This window comes from Devosia sp. A369 (genome assembly GCF_054489345.1).
The window spans coordinates 339,299-354,127 of sequence record NZ_JBTMWV010000001.1 but is presented as its reverse complement, the minus strand read 5'-3'; the positions used below and the strand labels follow the sequence as shown (position 1 = coordinate 354,127).

The 14,829-nt window shown below is 63.2% G+C and carries 16 protein-coding genes; 5 read left to right on the top strand and 11 right to left on the bottom strand.

From position 1 onward, the window contains the following. Positions 1 to 2: 2 nt before the first annotated feature. Positions 3 to 566, bottom strand: coding sequence for a gluconokinase (locus ACX3OZ_RS01800; protein WP_459103691.1), 564 nt, complete (start codon positions 564 to 566; stop codon positions 3 to 5). Next, positions 535 to 1,305 (bottom strand): SDR family oxidoreductase, encoded by a 771-nt coding sequence (locus ACX3OZ_RS01795; protein ID WP_459103690.1) that lies wholly within the window; start codon positions 1,303 to 1,305, stop codon positions 535 to 537. Before ACX3OZ_RS01795 ends, ACX3OZ_RS01800 begins: the two co-directional genes overlap by 32 nt. Positions 1,306 to 1,502: 197 nt before the next feature. Between ACX3OZ_RS01795 and gndA the strand changes: the two genes are divergently transcribed. Beyond that, a complete protein-coding gene (gene gndA, locus ACX3OZ_RS01790; RefSeq protein ID WP_459095116.1) occupies positions 1,503 to 2,921 on the top strand; it encodes an NADP-dependent phosphogluconate dehydrogenase in 1,419 nt (472 codons plus the stop codon). Positions 2,922 to 2,979: 58 nt separating this feature from the next. Here gndA and ACX3OZ_RS01785 read toward each other — a convergent pair whose 3' ends face one another. From ACX3OZ_RS01785 to ACX3OZ_RS01765, 5 genes are all read right to left on the bottom strand, one after another. Further along, the gene (locus ACX3OZ_RS01785) at positions 2,980 to 5,394 is read right to left on the bottom strand and encodes an EAL domain-containing protein (RefSeq protein WP_459103689.1); all 2,415 of its coding nucleotides are present in this window, start codon (positions 5,392 to 5,394) and stop codon (positions 2,980 to 2,982) included. A gap of 117 nt (positions 5,395 to 5,511) precedes the next feature. Continuing rightward, positions 5,512 to 5,994, bottom strand: coding sequence for a GNAT family N-acetyltransferase (locus ACX3OZ_RS01780; RefSeq protein WP_459095118.1), 483 nt, complete (start codon positions 5,992 to 5,994; stop codon positions 5,512 to 5,514). Continuing rightward, the gene (locus tag ACX3OZ_RS01775) at positions 5,972 to 7,306 is read right to left on the bottom strand and encodes a TCR/Tet family MFS transporter (RefSeq protein WP_459095119.1); all 1,335 of its coding nucleotides are present in this window, start codon (positions 7,304 to 7,306) and stop codon (positions 5,972 to 5,974) included. The genes ACX3OZ_RS01780 and ACX3OZ_RS01775 overlap by 23 nt, the downstream gene beginning before the upstream one ends. A 134-nt stretch (positions 7,307 to 7,440) precedes the next feature. Beyond that, the gene (locus ACX3OZ_RS01770) at positions 7,441 to 8,649 is read right to left on the bottom strand and encodes an FAD-dependent monooxygenase (protein ID WP_459103688.1); all 1,209 of its coding nucleotides are present in this window, start codon (positions 8,647 to 8,649) and stop codon (positions 7,441 to 7,443) included. A gap of 9 nt (positions 8,650 to 8,658) precedes the next feature. Continuing rightward, complete coding sequence (locus ACX3OZ_RS01765; protein WP_459095121.1) at positions 8,659 to 8,901, bottom strand: zinc-finger domain-containing protein; 243 nt, start codon at positions 8,899 to 8,901, stop codon at positions 8,659 to 8,661. A gap of 169 nt (positions 8,902 to 9,070) precedes the next feature. Between ACX3OZ_RS01765 and ACX3OZ_RS01760 the strand changes: the two genes are divergently transcribed. The 3 genes from ACX3OZ_RS01760 to ACX3OZ_RS01750 all read left to right on the top strand — a co-directional run bounded on the left by ACX3OZ_RS01760 (position 9,071) and on the right by ACX3OZ_RS01750 (position 11,186). Continuing rightward, positions 9,071 to 9,829: an alpha/beta fold hydrolase gene (locus ACX3OZ_RS01760; RefSeq protein ID WP_459095122.1), complete on the top strand. Its 759-nt coding sequence runs from the start codon at positions 9,071 to 9,073 to the stop codon at positions 9,827 to 9,829. A 91-nt stretch (positions 9,830 to 9,920) separates the two neighbouring features. After that, positions 9,921 to 10,757: a serine O-acetyltransferase gene (gene cysE / locus ACX3OZ_RS01755; protein WP_459095123.1), complete on the top strand. Its 837-nt coding sequence runs from the start codon at positions 9,921 to 9,923 to the stop codon at positions 10,755 to 10,757. A 210-nt stretch (positions 10,758 to 10,967) separates the two neighbouring features. Continuing rightward, a complete protein-coding gene (locus tag ACX3OZ_RS01750; protein ID WP_459095124.1) occupies positions 10,968 to 11,186 on the top strand; it encodes a DUF3126 family protein in 219 nt (72 codons plus the stop codon). A gap of 157 nt (positions 11,187 to 11,343) precedes the next feature. Here the strand turns inward: ACX3OZ_RS01750 and ACX3OZ_RS01745 are convergent, their stop codons facing one another. After that, the gene (locus ACX3OZ_RS01745) at positions 11,344 to 12,021 is read right to left on the bottom strand and encodes a hypothetical protein (protein WP_459095125.1); all 678 of its coding nucleotides are present in this window, start codon (positions 12,019 to 12,021) and stop codon (positions 11,344 to 11,346) included. 120 nt (positions 12,022 to 12,141) lie between these two features. Between ACX3OZ_RS01745 and ACX3OZ_RS01740 the strand changes: the two genes are divergently transcribed. Next, complete coding sequence (locus tag ACX3OZ_RS01740) at positions 12,142 to 12,462, top strand: DUF6949 family protein (protein ID WP_459095126.1); 321 nt, start codon at positions 12,142 to 12,144, stop codon at positions 12,460 to 12,462. A 308-nt stretch (positions 12,463 to 12,770) separates the two neighbouring features. Here ACX3OZ_RS01740 and ACX3OZ_RS01735 read toward each other — a convergent pair whose 3' ends face one another. From ACX3OZ_RS01735 to ACX3OZ_RS01725, 3 genes are all read right to left on the bottom strand, one after another. Next, entirely contained in the window at positions 12,771 to 13,403 is a 633-nt protein-coding gene (locus ACX3OZ_RS01735; protein WP_459103687.1) for a transglutaminase-like cysteine peptidase, read from the bottom strand. 142 nt (positions 13,404 to 13,545) lie between these two features. Continuing rightward, positions 13,546 to 14,073, bottom strand: coding sequence for a hypothetical protein (locus tag ACX3OZ_RS01730; RefSeq protein ID WP_459095128.1), 528 nt, complete (start codon positions 14,071 to 14,073; stop codon positions 13,546 to 13,548). A gap of 54 nt (positions 14,074 to 14,127) precedes the next feature. Continuing rightward, positions 14,128 to 14,760, bottom strand: coding sequence for a PilZ domain-containing protein (locus tag ACX3OZ_RS01725; protein WP_459095129.1), 633 nt, complete (start codon positions 14,758 to 14,760; stop codon positions 14,128 to 14,130). Positions 14,761 to 14,829 lie beyond the last annotated feature (69 nt).

The following is a 14,829-nucleotide window of genomic DNA, read 5'->3' as shown; positions in this document are numbered from 1 at the left end:
CCCTACTGCCAGCGCTTGAAGCTCTTGAGGTGGTCGAGGCCCTTGACCACGCTCATGGTCAGCTTTTCGACGCTATCGGTCACCGGCAGCACCAGCACATTCTCGCTCTCGGGATCGGGCACTTCCAGCGTCGCAAACTGGCTGTCGAGCAGGCTGGCCGGCATATATTCGTGGTGGCGCTTGGCCATGCGCTCGGCGATCACCGACTTGTCGCCCTCTAGATAGACGAACAGGATCGGCTCGCCGGCCTGTTCAACCAGATAATCGCGATAAGCCCGTTTCAGCGCCGAACAGGCGCCCACCGCCGCGCCCTTGCGGTCGGCGGCTTCATGCAGGGCTTGCGCCAGCCGCTCCAGCCACGGCCAGCGGTCCTCGTCGGTCAGCGGCGTGCCGGCGCGCATTTTTTCGACATTGGCTGGCGGGTGATAGCCATCGCCATCGAGAAACGGCACATGCAGCCGCCGCGCCACGGACTGGCCGATGGTGGATTTGCCCGATGAGCTGACGCCCATCACGATGATGATGCGCGCGGCTTCAAACCGTCGCGGTGAAGGCGCCGTCGACATAGAGGATGTGTCCATTCACAAATCTTGCGGCCTCTGAGGCCAGGAATACTGCCGCGCCGCCGAGTTCCTCGGGCTGGCCCCAGCGACCCATTGGGGTCCTGGTTTCGATCCAGGCGTTGAACTTGTCGTCCTTGAGCAGGGCTTCGTTGAGTTCGGTGGCGAAAAAGCCGGGCGCGATGCCGTTGATGTTGAGGCCGTGCTTGGCCCAGTCGACGGCCATCCCGCGCGTGAGATTGGCCACCGCCGCCTTGGTCGCCGCATAGGGGGCGATGGATGTCCGGGAAAGTTCGGACATCAGCGAGCAGATATTGATGATCTTGCCGGCGCCGCGCGAAATCATATGCCGCGCCACCGGCTGGCTGACATTGAACACCGAGGTCAGATTGGTGGTGATGATCTGGTCGAATTTTTCCGGCGGAAAACCTTCCAGGCTAGAGCGAAACTGCATGCCCGCATTGTTGACCAGAATGTCGATTGGGCCGATGGCGTCCTCTATATAGGTCACGGCCTCGTTGATGCTGTCGCGGCTGGTGACGTCAAAGGCGACGGCATTGACCGTGGCGCCGGTGGCGGCAAGACGCTGCGCTGCTGCGCCCAAAGCCTCGGTGTCACGCGCATTGAGAATGACGGCGGCGCCAGCGGCAGCGAGGGCTTCGGCCATTGCATAGCCGAGGCCACGGCTGGAGCCGGTGACCAGGGCGCGCTTGCCGGTGAGATCGAAAGGGTTAGGGGGCGTCACGCGAGTCTCCACTTTGGGCGGGACCCTACGCAGCGGGGCTTGCCCAGACAAGTCATACTACCATACAAGGCGCTGCATCGGGCCAAAAATTCCCGAAATACGACTTCCGTAGTGGTCAGGTTTGTGGTCAGTTCGCCACCGTAAGCCATGCACTGCGGACATGGACAAGACGATAGAATTCTCGGAAGGACGTTTGTATGTCGACTGCGGATATCGGCCTGATCGGCCTGGCGGTGATGGGTTCCAATCTGGCCCTGAACATTGCCGAAAAAGGCTATACTATCGCGGTCCATAATCGCTCTGCCGGCCGCATCGATGAATTCGTGGCCGAAGCCAAGGCCCAGGGTCTCGACGGCAAGACCATCCCCAAATACGAGCTGGCCGATTTCGTTGCTGCGGTGAAGGCACCGCGCTCGATCATCATCATGGTCAAGGCCGGCAAGCCGGTCGACGACATGATCGAGCAGCTGCTGCCGCATCTGGAACAGGGCGACGCCATCATCGAGTGCGGCAATTCGCTGTTCACCGATACCCAGAGGCGCTTCGACTACCTCACCCCCAAGGGCATCGGCTATCTCGGTGCCGGCGTGTCCGGTGGTGAAGAGGGCGCGCGCCATGGTCCGTCGATCATGGTCGGCGGCTCCAAGGAACAGTGGCACAATGCCGAAGCGGTGCTGACCGCCATCGCCGCCAAATTCGACGGCGAAAGCTGCTGCGCCTATCTGGGCGAGGGCGGCGCTGGCCACTTCGTCAAGACCATTCATAACGGCATCGAATATGGCGACATGCAGATGATCGCCGAAGTCTATGGCGTGATGCGCGACGGCCTGGGCATGAACCCGACGGCTTGCGCCGAAGTGTTCAAGGAGTGGAACAAGGGTCCGCTCAATTCCTATCTGATCGAAATCACCGGCCACGTGCTGGCCGCCGTCGATGACCAGAGCGGCAAGCCGCTGGTCGACCTGATCCTCGACAAGGCCGGGCAAAAGGGCACTGGCGTCTGGTCCGCCATCGTGGCGCAGCAGATGGGCGTGCCGGCAACGGCCATCGAAGGGGCCGTCGCTGCCCGGTCGATCTCGTCGCGCAAGGATGAGCGCGTGGCGGCTGAGGCCATCTATGGCAAGCCCAACCGCGCCAAGACCGATGTGACGCTGGCCGATCTCGAGAAGGCCCTGCTGGCCGGCAAGATCGTGTCCTACGCACAGGGCTTTGCGGTGATCGCCAAGGCTTCGGAAGAAAATGGCTGGGCGCTGCCGCTGGCGACCATCGCCAAGATCTGGCGCGCCGGCTGCATCATCCGCTCGCGCTTCCTCGACCAGATGTCGGCCGCCTATGCCAAGGGCGGCAATGTCAACCTGCTGGTGGTGCCGGACTTCGTGACGCTGATGAAGGATGCCCATCCGAGCTTGCGCAAGGTGGTGGCTGCCGCCGCCGTCGGCGAATTCCCGATGATCTGTCTGTCCGCTGCGCTGAGCTATTTCGACAGCTACCGCCAGGCCCAGGGCACGGCCAATCTGATTCAGGGCCAGCGCGACTTCTTCGGCGCGCATGGCTTCGAGATCGTCGGTCGCGGCACCGATTTGCACGGCACCTGGCCCAGCACGCTGGGCAAGTAAGCGTTGAAGCATCAATAACGGAAAAGGGCCCCGCAATCGCGGGGCCCTTTTTCGTTGGTCAGCTGACGCGCTTGAAATCGAGCAGCAGCGGATCACCGCTGGGCAGGCTCCTGGTTTCGCCGCTGGTGATGGCCAAGAAGGTGTCGATATCGGCCGGGCGGCTGAGCAGGAAGCCCTGGGCCTCGGCACAGGTTTCGCCGCGCAGGAAGTCCAATTCCTCGATCCGTTCAATGCCTTCGGCCACCACCGGCAGGTTGAGCCCGGCGCCAAGACCCAGCACGGCGCGGACGATAGCGGCCGATTGTTCGTTGCTGTCGACCGACTTGATAAATGAACGGTCGATCTTGATCTTGTCGAACGCAAACGCCCGCAGATTGGCCAGCGACGAATAGCCGGTGCCGAAATCATCCATGGCGACCCGCACGCCGAGCGCCTTGATCTGGCGCAGACTATGGATGGCGCGCTTGATGTCGCGCACCAGGGCCGTCTCGGTGATCTCGATCTCGATCTCGAGCCGCGCCGGCGACAGGCCGGTCTGAAGCAGCGTCTGCATGATCATGTCGGGCAGGCCGGCATTCTGCATCTGCACGGCGGAGACGTTAACGGCGATGGAGAGCGGGTTCGTCCATAGGGCTGCGTCGGCACAGGCCTTGCGCATGACCCATTCGCCGATCTGCAGGATCAGCCCGCTTTCCTCGGCGATCGGAATGAAGTCGCTGGGCGGGATGTCGCCATTGACCGGATGCTCCCAGCGCACCAGGGCTTCGAAGCCGCTGACTTCGCCGCTCTTGATGTCGATCTGGGGCTGATAGACCAGCCGCAACTGGTTGCGCGAAATGGCGTGACGCAGGTCGTTTTCCAGCAGGCGGCGCTCGCGGATCTTGACGCCCATTTCGGCCTCGAAGAAGCGGTAGATGCCGCGGCCGTCATGCTTGGCGCGGTAGAGCGCGGTATCGGCATGGGTCATCAAATGCTGGGCGTCGAGCGCATCGTCGGGATAGAGCGCGATGCCGATGCTGGCCGAGATGGCGGCGCTTTCGGGGCTCTCATTGTTGGCAATGCGGAAGCCATCGAGGATGGTTTCGGCGACCCGACCGGCCCGTTCCGGGCTGCCGGTGTCGGGAATGATGACGGCGAATTCATCGCCACCGAGGCGAGCCGCGATGCAATCGGGGGACAGGGATTTTTGCAGCGACTGCGCCACGCGTTGCAGCAACACGTCGCCGACCGGATGGCCGAACAGGTCGTTGACCTCCTTGAAGCGGTCGAGATCGAGGCAGAGTACGGCAAAGCTCTGGCCCTGGCGGGCGGCGTGGGCAATCTCGCTATCGAGTTGGCGACCAAAGCTGGCGCGGTTGGGCAGGCCGGTCAGTGCGTCGTGATGGGCCAGAAAGCGGATGTGCTGCTCGGCCAGGCGACGGGCGCTGAGATCGCGCACGGCGATGGCGTGATGCGGACGGCCGCCGAAATCGACCTGCCGCAGGATGACTTCCACCGGGATGGATTTGTGGTCACCGACCATGAGATCGGCTTCGATGGAAACGCCGGGGCGTGCCGCGAGATTGGCGCAGGTGCTGAGGCCGAAAAAGCGCGATAGCGGCTCGCCGCTGAGGTCGGAGCCGTGACGGTCGACCAGCTCGAGAAAGCTGGCATTGACGGTCACGATGGCCTGGTCGTCACAAACCAGCAGGCCTTCGACGGCGGCATCGGCCAGGCCCCGCATGCGGTCGCCTTCAAGGACGCTGCGGCGCTGCTCGCGCAGGTCGAGATAGAGCCCGCCCAGGGCGGCCACCAGGATCAGGATGCTGGCGAGGGCGACACCGATGGAGAGGTTTTCCGGGGTGGCGTCGGTGGCGCTGACGATGGGGTAGCAATTGTCGAAGCCGGCGGCGCCCATGCCGGTGAAGTGCATCGAGCAGATCGCCAGGGTCAGGATGCCGGCACCGGCCAGACGCCAGCGCAGGCCGGGGCGATGGGAGCCGACATAGAGCGCCAGTGCGCCCAGCGAAATACCGAGCACCAGCGAGGACGAGACGAGGGCACTGTCCCAGGCGATATCGCCACCGATCTGCAGGGCAGACATGCCGACATAATGCATGGCCGCGATGCCGATGCCGGCGATGGCGCCGCCCAGGGCGCTGTCGGAGCGCCGAGTGCCCAGGACAGCCCACCAGAAGCCGCCGCCAACGATGGCAATGGCGATCAGCAGTGACAGCAGCGTCCTGCCGATTTCGTAGCCGGTCGGCATGCCGGCCGAGAAGGACAACATGGCAACAAAATGGGTAGCCCAGATGCCGAACCCGACCGAGACGGCCGCAACGGCGAGCCAGATCTTCTGTGTTGGACCGGAGGATTTGCGGGCATGGCTGAGCAAGCTCACGCCGGCGAAGGAAGAGAGAGCACAGATCAGGGCGGCAAGCGCGACCAGGCCAAGATTATGCTGGTAAAACAGGGTTTCGAGGACGGTCTGCATCAGTGGGACTCGGGGCGTAGCAATTGCCCCTGTGTCGGACGCCGCTGGTAAAAGTGCGATGAACGGTTCCACGAGTTGATCGGCAGCGTGGCGTTTGTTGGCCACAAGGTAAAGAAATTAGAGAGAGCGGAACATCACGTAGCTGTCCACATAGCCGTGGACGGGATGATTGAAGGCCAAGGGCAGGGTGCCGACGATGTCGAAGCCCAGCTTCTGCCACAGCGCCACGGCGCGGGTGTTGCTCGACACCACGTGATTGAACTGCATGGCGCGGAAACCACGTTCCTTGGCGCGGACCAGCGAGTGTTCACACATGGCGCGGGCTACGCCCTTGCCCTGCGCGGCCGGCGCGGTCATGTAGCCGCAATTGGCAACATGGGCGCCGCCGCCCTGCTGGTTGGCCATCACATAATAGGTGCCCAGGATGACGCCGTCTTCTTCGGCTACAAACACCTCGTGGCTGGGGGCGAACCAGTAGGCGCTGACCCCAGCCGCGTCGAGATCACGGGCAATAGCGTAGGTGTCGCCGGCCGCCAGCACCGGGGTGACGATGGCGAGGATGGCAGGGTGATCGGCGTCAGCGGCTGGGCGTATCTGCATCTTCGTCGTCATCTATCGGGGGAACCCTGATCTGGCCGGGTGGTGCCATATCCGGCACGATCGGCTTATTGGCGATGGAGGGGCGGTGGCTGAGTTCGAACCGCCACGCCGCCGCCGCGAACAGCACCAGGGCGACCACTACCGAGATGGAGGCGGCGAGGAATGGCGCGCCGGGGAAGTAGCCCGGCGAGCTGGGTGAACTGGTGAAATAGGAAAAAATCTGTGTGGCGGCGAGCGGACCGATAATGGTCGCCAGCGAATTGGCGGCGTTGACGGCGCCCTGCAATTCGCCCTGGGCATTGTCGGGCACCTGGCGCGACAGCACGCCATTGATGGCAGGAGCGGCGAGGCCGCTGACGGCGCCCACCATGATGAACAGATAGAGGTAGAACACCTCATCGGTGAAGGCGACGCCGGCAAAGGCCACGATGGCGGCCAGCAGGCCGATGAAAACCACCGGCGTTTCGCCCAGACGCTTGACCATGGGACCGACCAGAAAGGCCTGACAGATGGCAAAGCCGATGCCGAAGGCGCCCAGCGAACGGCCGATATTGGAGGAGGTGAACTGGAACACTTCCACCGTGAAATAGCTGTAAACCGACGGCAGTGACTGCGCGGCCAGCGAGAAGGCGAACAGGATCGCCAGCAGCCACAATACCACTGGATATTTGCGCAAGGCGGCGACGGCGCCGAAGGGGTTGGCGCGGCGGATGTCGAATTTGCGGCGCGAGGTCTTGGGCAGGCTCTCGGGCAGCACCAAGAGGCCAAACAGGAAATTGGCGAAGGCCAGGCCCGCTGCGGCAAAGAACGGCACGCGGGGGCCGAACTCACCGAGTTCGCCCCCGATCACCGGGCCGATGATGAAGCCGAGCCCGAAGGCGGCGCCGATCAGGCCGAAGCGGTGGGTGCGCTTATGCGGCGGGGTGATGTCGGCCATGTAGGCGGTGGCGGTGGCCACGGCAGCGCCAGCGATACCGGCGATGATGCGGCCGATGAACAGATACCAGACCACCGGGGCAATCGACATCATCAGGTAATCGAAGGTGAGGCCCAGCAGGGAGCACAGCAGCACCGGGCGACGGCCGAAACGGTCGGACAGATTGCCCAGCACCGGCGAGAACACGAACTGCATGAAGGCATAGGCGAAGACCAGATAACCGCCGATCACGGCGGCGTCGGCAACGCTGCCGCCGGTCAAATCTTCCAGCAGTTCGGGGAGTACCGGCACGATGATGCCGACACCGATCATATCAAGCAGGATCGTCACCAGAATGCAGGTGAGAGTCAGGCGTGAGCGGGTCGCTGCTTGCATACTGGGGCGCTAACCTTCTGAAGTTTCGACCGGGCTCAATGATGCCGGGCAGTTGACACAGGCGGACCTTCCAACGCAAGGCCGGAGGGTGGGGCAAGGTTCCATCGGAATGCGCCAAAGGCGCTCGAACGGGGTCAATGCGAACCGGGTTTGGCCGCAGCCGGCGGCTGGGCGTCGTGACCGTAAAGCCAGGCCAGCCGGCGCAGATGAGCACGGGGCCCCCCAGCCGCAATCACCAGATTGCGGGCGCTGCTCAAGGGCCAGGGCAGGTGGAAAATGCGGCCATTGCTGGCGGAGATCCGGGCCACGCGGGTGACGCGGCGGCGGCGGATCTGCTCGTATTTCTCGAAGGCTGTCGCGGCGCTTGGCTCTGCCACCAGTAGGGGCGCCAGAACGGCCGCATCTTCGATGCCCATGGCCGCGCCCTGGGCCTGGAATGGCACCATGGCATGGGCCGCGTCGCCAATGATGCCGACATTGCCTTCATGCCATTTGGGAGCGTCCACGGTGTAGAGCGGCCAGGGAGTCCAGCTGTCTCCGGCGGCGGAGAGCAATACGTCGATGCGTGGGCTGTGGTTGGGTGCGCCCGGCAGCATGGGGCTGGTGCCGAGGTCGGCGGTGGCCTGCGGGACCTTGGCGAATAGCGCCAGATTGACCTGCCGACGGTGCGGCAGGGGATAGCAGACCATGTGGTAGGCGGGGCCGAACAGCACGGAAACCCGGTCCAGCGCGAGCTGTCCGGCGACGAAGTCGAAGGGCAGCAGCGTCCGCCAGGCGACGCGCTGGCGGTACTGCGCCGCTGGGCCGCCGAGCAGGGCGATGCGGGTGTGGGAGTGGACACCATCGGCACCGATGAAAGCGTGGCCGCGGCCATTGCGGGTCTGGCCATTGGCTTCGTTGATCGAGATGGTGACGCCGCTTGCATGCGACACCACGTCCCAGGACCGAACGCCGAACAGGATGTCGATATTGGCGAAGCGCCGGCAGGCTGTGTGGAGGATGTCGGCGAGGTCGGCGCGGTGCATCACGGCATAGGGGGCGCCGAAGCGTTCGCGGATGATATCGCCCAGTTCCAGCGTCACCAGCGGAGTGTGGCGGCGGTAGGGGATGATGTCGATGCCGACCGGCTCAAGGCTTTGGGCGGTAAGGGCTTTTTCGAGGCCGAGGCGGTCGAGAATGCGGCGGGCATTGGGGCTGATCTGCAGGCCGGCGCCGAATTCGGAGAGAGTTGCGCTGCGCTCCAGTACCACGACTTTCGCGCCGAATTTGGCGAGCGTCAGGGCGAGCGTCAGCCCGGCGATACCAGCGCCGGCAATATAGAAAGTGCGGCCTTTGCCGGGCATGGCCCGGACTTAAGCGGCGTCGTGGAACAGGGCGGAAAGCGGGTTGGCGGTGCCGGCGGCCAGACGCGAATTGAACACGTAATGCGTTGAACAATAAGGGCAAACCGCCTCATTGTCCTTGCCCATGTCGATATAGATATGGGGATGGTCAAACGGGGGCAGGGCGCCGACGCACTTAAATTCCTTGGACCCGACCTCGATCTGGCGGAGACCTTCGGTGTTGTGGAAATGGGGCGTGGTGCCGTGAGCCATGGAGAAAAGACCTGTTTGATTTTGCCGGACCATATGCCAAGGACGGGGCGATTGGAAGGTTCAAAACCCGATCGGGAACTTGCAGCATGCTGCAAGCAGGCTGGCAGTTTTCTGTCAGCTTTCTTGTGATTTTCTGGTGGTTTGCTGCCTAGCAACAGGATTTTCGAAATTGCCCGTTTTTCAGTCCGACGGTTTGACGCTGGCCTATGAATCGTTTGGCGAGGGGACGCCGGTGTTGTGCATCCATGGCTTCGCCTCCAGCGGCAAGGTCAACTGGATCGACACCGGCTGGGTCGAGACGCTGGTCGATGCCGGCTACCGCGCCGTCGTGCTGGACAATCGCGGACATGGCGGATCGGACAAGCCCTATGATCCGGAGCGCTACTATCCCCGCGACATGGCGAATGACGCCGTGGCCTTGCTCGATCATCTGGGAATCGAACGGGCGGCGGTGCTGGGCTATTCGATGGGCGCGCGAATCGCTGCCTTCATGGCGTTCGAGCATGAGGAGCGGGTTGCCTGCGCCATTTTCGGCGGCATGGGGATGAATCTGCTCAACGGGCTGAGCGACAGCAATGACATTATCGCCGGGCTGCTGGCGCCGTCGCTGGAGGGGCTGACCCATCCCACGGCCCGCCAGTTCCGCATTTTTGCCGACCATACCGGCGCTGACCGGGAGGCGCTGGCCGCCTGCATGGAAACCTCGCGCCAGCCGATGGCGCGGGCGGATGTGCGGCGCATCGCGGTGCCGGTGCTCGTGGCGGTCGGCGAGGCCGACGTGATGGCCGGAGCGCCCGAGCCGCTGGCCGAGCTCATGCCGCAGGCCGAAGCCTTCGTCATTCCCAAGCGCGACCATATGCGGGCCACCGGCGACAAGGCGTTCAAGACCGCCGCATTGGCGTTTCTGAGCAGGACATTCGCTGCCTAGAGGCAAAAATAACGCAAATAATGCGTCAAGGCTTTGTCTTGGAGCATCACATGGCTTATATCGGTGTTTGTCGATGAAGCGGAGACGCACCATGTCCACGAGCGTCAAGAAGTCACTGGAAATCAAGTCGCTCGATCCCGTCTGGGATGCGGTGCGGGCTGGCGCGCGCCAGATCGTGGCGGATGAACCGTCGCTGGCCGGTATGGCGGTTTCCGCGATTCTCAATCACGACAGTTTCGAAGCGGCGCTGGCGCATCGTCTGGCGGCGCGACTCGATCACGACGACGTCTCCGCCGACCTCATTCGGCAGGCCTTTGCCGAGACGCTGATCGACGCTCCCGAAATCGGGGATTTTGCGCGGGCGGATCTGGCGGCAACGCTGGAACGCGACCCGGCCTGCCATCGGGCGATCGAGCCGCTGCTGTTCTTCAAGGGCTATCAGGCGATCCAGACGCATCGCTTTGCCCATGCCATGTTCAAGGCCGGGCGGCGGGATTTCGCGCTCTATCTGCAGAGCCGCGCCAGCCAGGTGTTCCAGGTCGATATCAATCCGGCGGTCCGGATCGGTCGGGGCATCATGCTCGATCACGGCACCGGGCTGGTGATCGGCGAGACGGCGGTGGTCGGCGACAATGTGTCGATGCTGCAGAATGTGACGCTGGGCGGCACCGGCAAATCGGATCAGGACCGCCACCCCAAGATCGGCAATGGCGTGCTGATCGGGGCCGGGGCCAAGGTGCTGGGCAATATCATCATCGGCGAGTGCTCGCGCATCGGGGCCGGTTCGGTGGTGCTCAAGGAAGTGCCGCCGCGGGTGACGGTGGCCGGCGTTCCGGCCAAGGTCATCGGCGAAGCGGGCTGTGCGCAGCCGGCACTGGTGATGGACCAGATGGTGCTGGTGTATGATGTGGCTTCGCCAACTGAGTGAGGACGGCCTGCAAATGGCCGGCTTCTGCGCTTTCGGTGCTCACGTACTTTAGAGTAGGCTCATTTTCGGCTCGCCCTGACCCGGTTGGCTTCGCAAGCGGGCAAGCCCGGGCTGGCGGTTGTCACCGTTAAAATGCCATCGTTCAGGGGTTGTATGCGGGGCGAGGGTGACTAGATTGCCGGCTCAACGCAAATCAGCAGGACATCGACAGTGAACCATCCCGAGATCATCAAACTGCAGAAGTTCCTGCAGCTGAAGTTCAACAACAAGAATATCGACGTGCGTCCGCGCCATAAGCTCAACGATTCCGTCGAGGTGTTCATTGGGGATGAATCGATCGGGCTGATCCATGCCGACGACGAGGACGGCGACAAGTCCTACATCTTCAACATGTCGATCCTCGATATCGATCTGGAAGACGTCGAGTAAGCCAGATTTTGCCGCCATCATCTGGCGGTACCACCACGATGTCACCCCGGCCCTTGAGCCGGGGCCCATCCCCAGATCATGCCGTTGAAGCCATCTCAGGATGGGTCCCGGCTCAAGGCCGGGATGACACCGCGTTTTTTGTGCTTAAGCGCCCTGGCTACCAGGCGCCGATGGGCGCCAGCCAGCGTTCCATTTCACTATCGAACTGACGCCAGGATTGCAGGATGGCGGCGTCGAAGGTGTAGATCGCCGCGATGCCGCTGGAGAGATAGACGGTGCGGACGCATTGCGCGGCGCCGTCGGTCGCAACCGGCTCAAGACATTTCGCCACGAACGGATTGGGAGCGATCGCGTCATACCAGACGCTTTCGCCAGCATAGCCGTTGCCGGACTGCATCGGCTTGCCGACGAGGCCGGGGACGCCGCTGAGCATGTCCGGGCCGAACTGGTGCAGATAGACACTGTCGAGCAGGCTGGCGCTGGTGCGGGCGCGGCTGCGCGGCAGCAGGGTGATGTCGACCGGCAGCGCCGGGCGCGCCGCGTCGGGGGCGAACTGGATGCGCAGGTCGATCTGGCTGGTGAAGCCGTCGCGCAATTGTTCGCCATAGCGGAACCAGGCGGTAGGGATGGATAATTCATGCCCCGACAGCGTCTGCACAATCGGATCTGGATCGGTGAGCGAGGGGGCTGTCGCGGCGTTGGCGCGGCCGAGCTGGTCGATCAGATAGGCCGATCCCACCGCCAGCAGTAGCACCAGAACGCCGATACCGGCGAGGTTATAGGCAAGCGACGCGCGGGCCTGATGGCGGTCGGCCAGGGCCGATTGCGAACTCATCTCCAGCATTAACCAGTTTCGCCGAGGGGACGTGACAGGTCATCAAGCGGCCAATATGCTTAATGAACGGTTAATAAGGGCGCGTAATGCGTCTGGATATCGGCAGCGGGGATGATGGGCATGACCAAGGAATTGCTGCTGGCGGGTTTTCTGATTGGCGTTGGTCTCTGCGTGGCGGGGGCGGGGACCCATCTTTACCAGTGGCTCGCAAGGCAACAGGCGATGTTGCGCTATGATGGCCGGAGTTTCGTCACCTCCATGGGCAATCTGGCGATGAGCTTCATCTGCGGCCCTTACATCATGCTGCAGCTGGGCTGGCAGCATGAAGAGGACGGCACCATTTCCATGACTTCGGCGCTGGTTTCGGCGGTAGTGGCCTTTGGCTGGGCCTTCGTCACCGGGCTGTTATTCGTCGGCGCCTACGTCGCCATCCGTTTCTAAGCGGCCGTTTCCCAGGAACGCTGCTGGCCCAATGCGCCGTCGGACGTCACCCGACTATGGCGCAAGGCCAAAGCAATGAGGCCAGCTTCGGATTGCGAAGCTGGCCTCATTCATCAGACCCCTATCAGGGATAGGCTTGGGGCGGGGTCTGGAAACTCTCAGAGCTCGGTATCCAGGGGAGGCCGGTCTGCAAATACCGGCCTACTGCGCTTCCGGTGCTCACGTACCGATGTACGCTCCGCTCCGGTTCTCGAAGGCCGCCATTTTCGACTCGGCCTGCCCTGGATTCCTTCGCTCCGCGGTTGGCGCTAGTTGATGGCTGCCGTGGCCACGACGATCTCGCGGTTGTCGATCATGTCGACCCATTTGCCGGAATCGGCCTGCGACTGGCGCTTGATGTACTGGTAGGGCGTGCTGTGCCACAGGTCGATCGAGCCGACCTGGTTGTCGAGCACGAGGTCACCGCGATCGGTGCGGACCATCAGTACGGCATGACCTTCGCCATTGGCCTGCTTGACCACGGCCATCAGCAGCGTGCTGGCAGGCCAGCCGGCATTGATCAGCTCGCGGCGCTTGGCCAGGGCATAATCTTCACAATCGCCATAGCCGTTCGGATAGGTCCAGAATTCGGCGACCTGATAGAGGTCCTGGTCGGTGACCGGGACAACGCTCTGGTTGACGCCGGCATTGACGTTGAGCAGCTGCTGCCAGAGGCCCTCGTTCAGCGACACTGCGGTCACCGGATTGGGATTGGCGCGGCATTCGTCGGGACGGCTGGCGCAGAATTCGGCATGGCCAACGGGGATGCTGGTGGTGCCGCCAGCGGTCTGCACGAAGGCGACGTTGGTGACGTCGAGCGCCTGTGCCGAACCGGTGAGCGCAGCGAGTGCCATAAAGGCCCCGATAAGCGCGGCTCCCAGTGCCTTTTTGTTGGTGTGCATTTGTGTGATCTCCCTGATGGAGACCACGTTAGGGGGGCCGACTTGCGCCGGTCCGAAAACTACCACGCAGTTTTTATGCGTGTTTTATCGATTGTATTTTGGAAGAATTAACCATGCAGGCCAAGGGCTTGGCTGCTGGGGCTCAGGAAGGGATTCCAGCGAGGACACGGGCATAGAGCGCGTCGTCCTGATTTGCGCCGTCACGGCATTGCTTGGAGCCGATATGGATGGCGGTGACGCTGGCCAGTTGGTCGCTGGCGTAGCTGAAGGCGGCCTCGCGCGTGGTGCCCGATTTCATATGCCAGTTCTGATGGTGGGCAACCACGTCCCGGCCACCGTCATCGACCGCCAGCGCGGTGACGCAGACATGGTCATCGTCACGCGGATCATTATCGGTGAGCTGCTGGGTGAGGCGGAGCGTGCCGGTGGCGAGATCGAGCGTGATGGCGATGTCGACCCACTGGTCGCGCTTCCAGTCCCATTTCTGGTGGTAGGGCGGGCAAGCCAGCGTGGTCCCCACGGCGGCGCAGCTGGCGACCTTGATCTGCTGCCAGGCGTAGCCGTTCCAGTCGCCACGGCCGTCGGCAAAGGCGCCCTGGGGGGAGCCAAACGAAAGCAGGGTGGCGGCGATGGTCGCCAGTGACGAGGCGCGAAGCAGGCTTGCGGTCATGATGGCAGCATAAACAGGTTGGCGCGACCGCACCACTCACGGCTGCGCGTGGCGTCAGTTCATGCGCAGATTCTGCTGGATGACGGTCAGCATTTCCTGGGCGGAGGCGAACTCGACCGCCACGCCATTCTGGAAATGGCGGACGACCCGGGCGCGCATGCGGCCCAGGGTGACCGGCGTGCCCATGGCCGGGCGGACATCGAGTTCGATGGCGGCGCCGGACAGGGAAATGTCGATGATCTTGCAATTGTAGCGCCGGCCATCGTCGAGCACGACGGTGGAATGGCGGATATCGGGCACCACGCGTTCGTGGCGGCGATCCTCGGGCAGGTTGAGGATGTCCTTATTGGCCAGCCAGGTCAGCTGGGCCGCCATCTTGTCGCGCTTGCGCGGCGAGGCGGCTATATCCATCAGGAAGCCGCCTTCCATCTGATTGAGCAGGGTGCCTTCGATGCGACCGATATGGTCGACATAGGCAATGACCTTTTCGCCCGCCACGCCGGCCACCGGCGCGATCACCACGGCATCGCCGGGCGACATCTCCAGAATCTGGCATGGAAACTCGCGCCGGTCGGCCAGCATGTAGCGGCCGAGCACAGAAACCTGCACGCGCTGATACCTGCTCGACTCGGCACGGGTGCGGATCGGGGCAATGAATTGCGGGGAAGGAAGGTCGTCGCTGAGCATTCGCCTGACCAATGCAGCCTATTGTGTTTCCACAACAAGCTAACCGGTCTTGGTTAACGCAAAGTATTG

Bases quoted from the DNA above. Each gene is read 5' to 3' on its own strand.
- ACX3OZ_RS01800 (WP_459103691.1), bottom strand. From the start codon at position 566: ATGTCGACGGCGCCTTCACCGCGACGGTTTGAAGCCGCGCGCATCATC.
- gndA (WP_459095116.1), top strand. From the start codon at position 1,503: ATGTCGACTGCGGATATCGGCCTGATCGGCCTGGCGGTGATGGGTTCC.
- ACX3OZ_RS01785 (WP_459103689.1), bottom strand. From the start codon at position 5,394: ATGCAGACCGTCCTCGAAACCCTGTTTTACCAGCATAATCTTGGCCTG.
- ACX3OZ_RS01780 (WP_459095118.1), bottom strand. From the start codon at position 5,994: ATGCAGATACGCCCAGCCGCTGACGCCGATCACCCTGCCATCCTCGCC.
- ACX3OZ_RS01775 (WP_459095119.1), bottom strand. From the start codon at position 7,306: ATGCAAGCAGCGACCCGCTCACGCCTGACTCTCACCTGCATTCTGGTG.
- ACX3OZ_RS01770 (WP_459103688.1), bottom strand. From the start codon at position 8,649: ATGCCCGGCAAAGGCCGCACTTTCTATATTGCCGGCGCTGGTATCGCC.
- ACX3OZ_RS01765 (WP_459095121.1), bottom strand. From the start codon at position 8,901: ATGGCTCACGGCACCACGCCCCATTTCCACAACACCGAAGGTCTCCGC.
- cysE (WP_459095123.1), top strand. From the start codon at position 9,921: ATGTCCACGAGCGTCAAGAAGTCACTGGAAATCAAGTCGCTCGATCCC.
- ACX3OZ_RS01745 (WP_459095125.1), bottom strand. From the start codon at position 12,021: ATGAGTTCGCAATCGGCCCTGGCCGACCGCCATCAGGCCCGCGCGTCG.
- ACX3OZ_RS01740 (WP_459095126.1), top strand. From the start codon at position 12,142: ATGACCAAGGAATTGCTGCTGGCGGGTTTTCTGATTGGCGTTGGTCTC.
- ACX3OZ_RS01735 (WP_459103687.1), bottom strand. From the start codon at position 13,403: ATGCACACCAACAAAAAGGCACTGGGAGCCGCGCTTATCGGGGCCTTT.
- ACX3OZ_RS01730 (WP_459095128.1), bottom strand. From the start codon at position 14,073: ATGACCGCAAGCCTGCTTCGCGCCTCGTCACTGGCGACCATCGCCGCC.
- ACX3OZ_RS01725 (WP_459095129.1), bottom strand. From the start codon at position 14,760: ATGCTCAGCGACGACCTTCCTTCCCCGCAATTCATTGCCCCGATCCGC.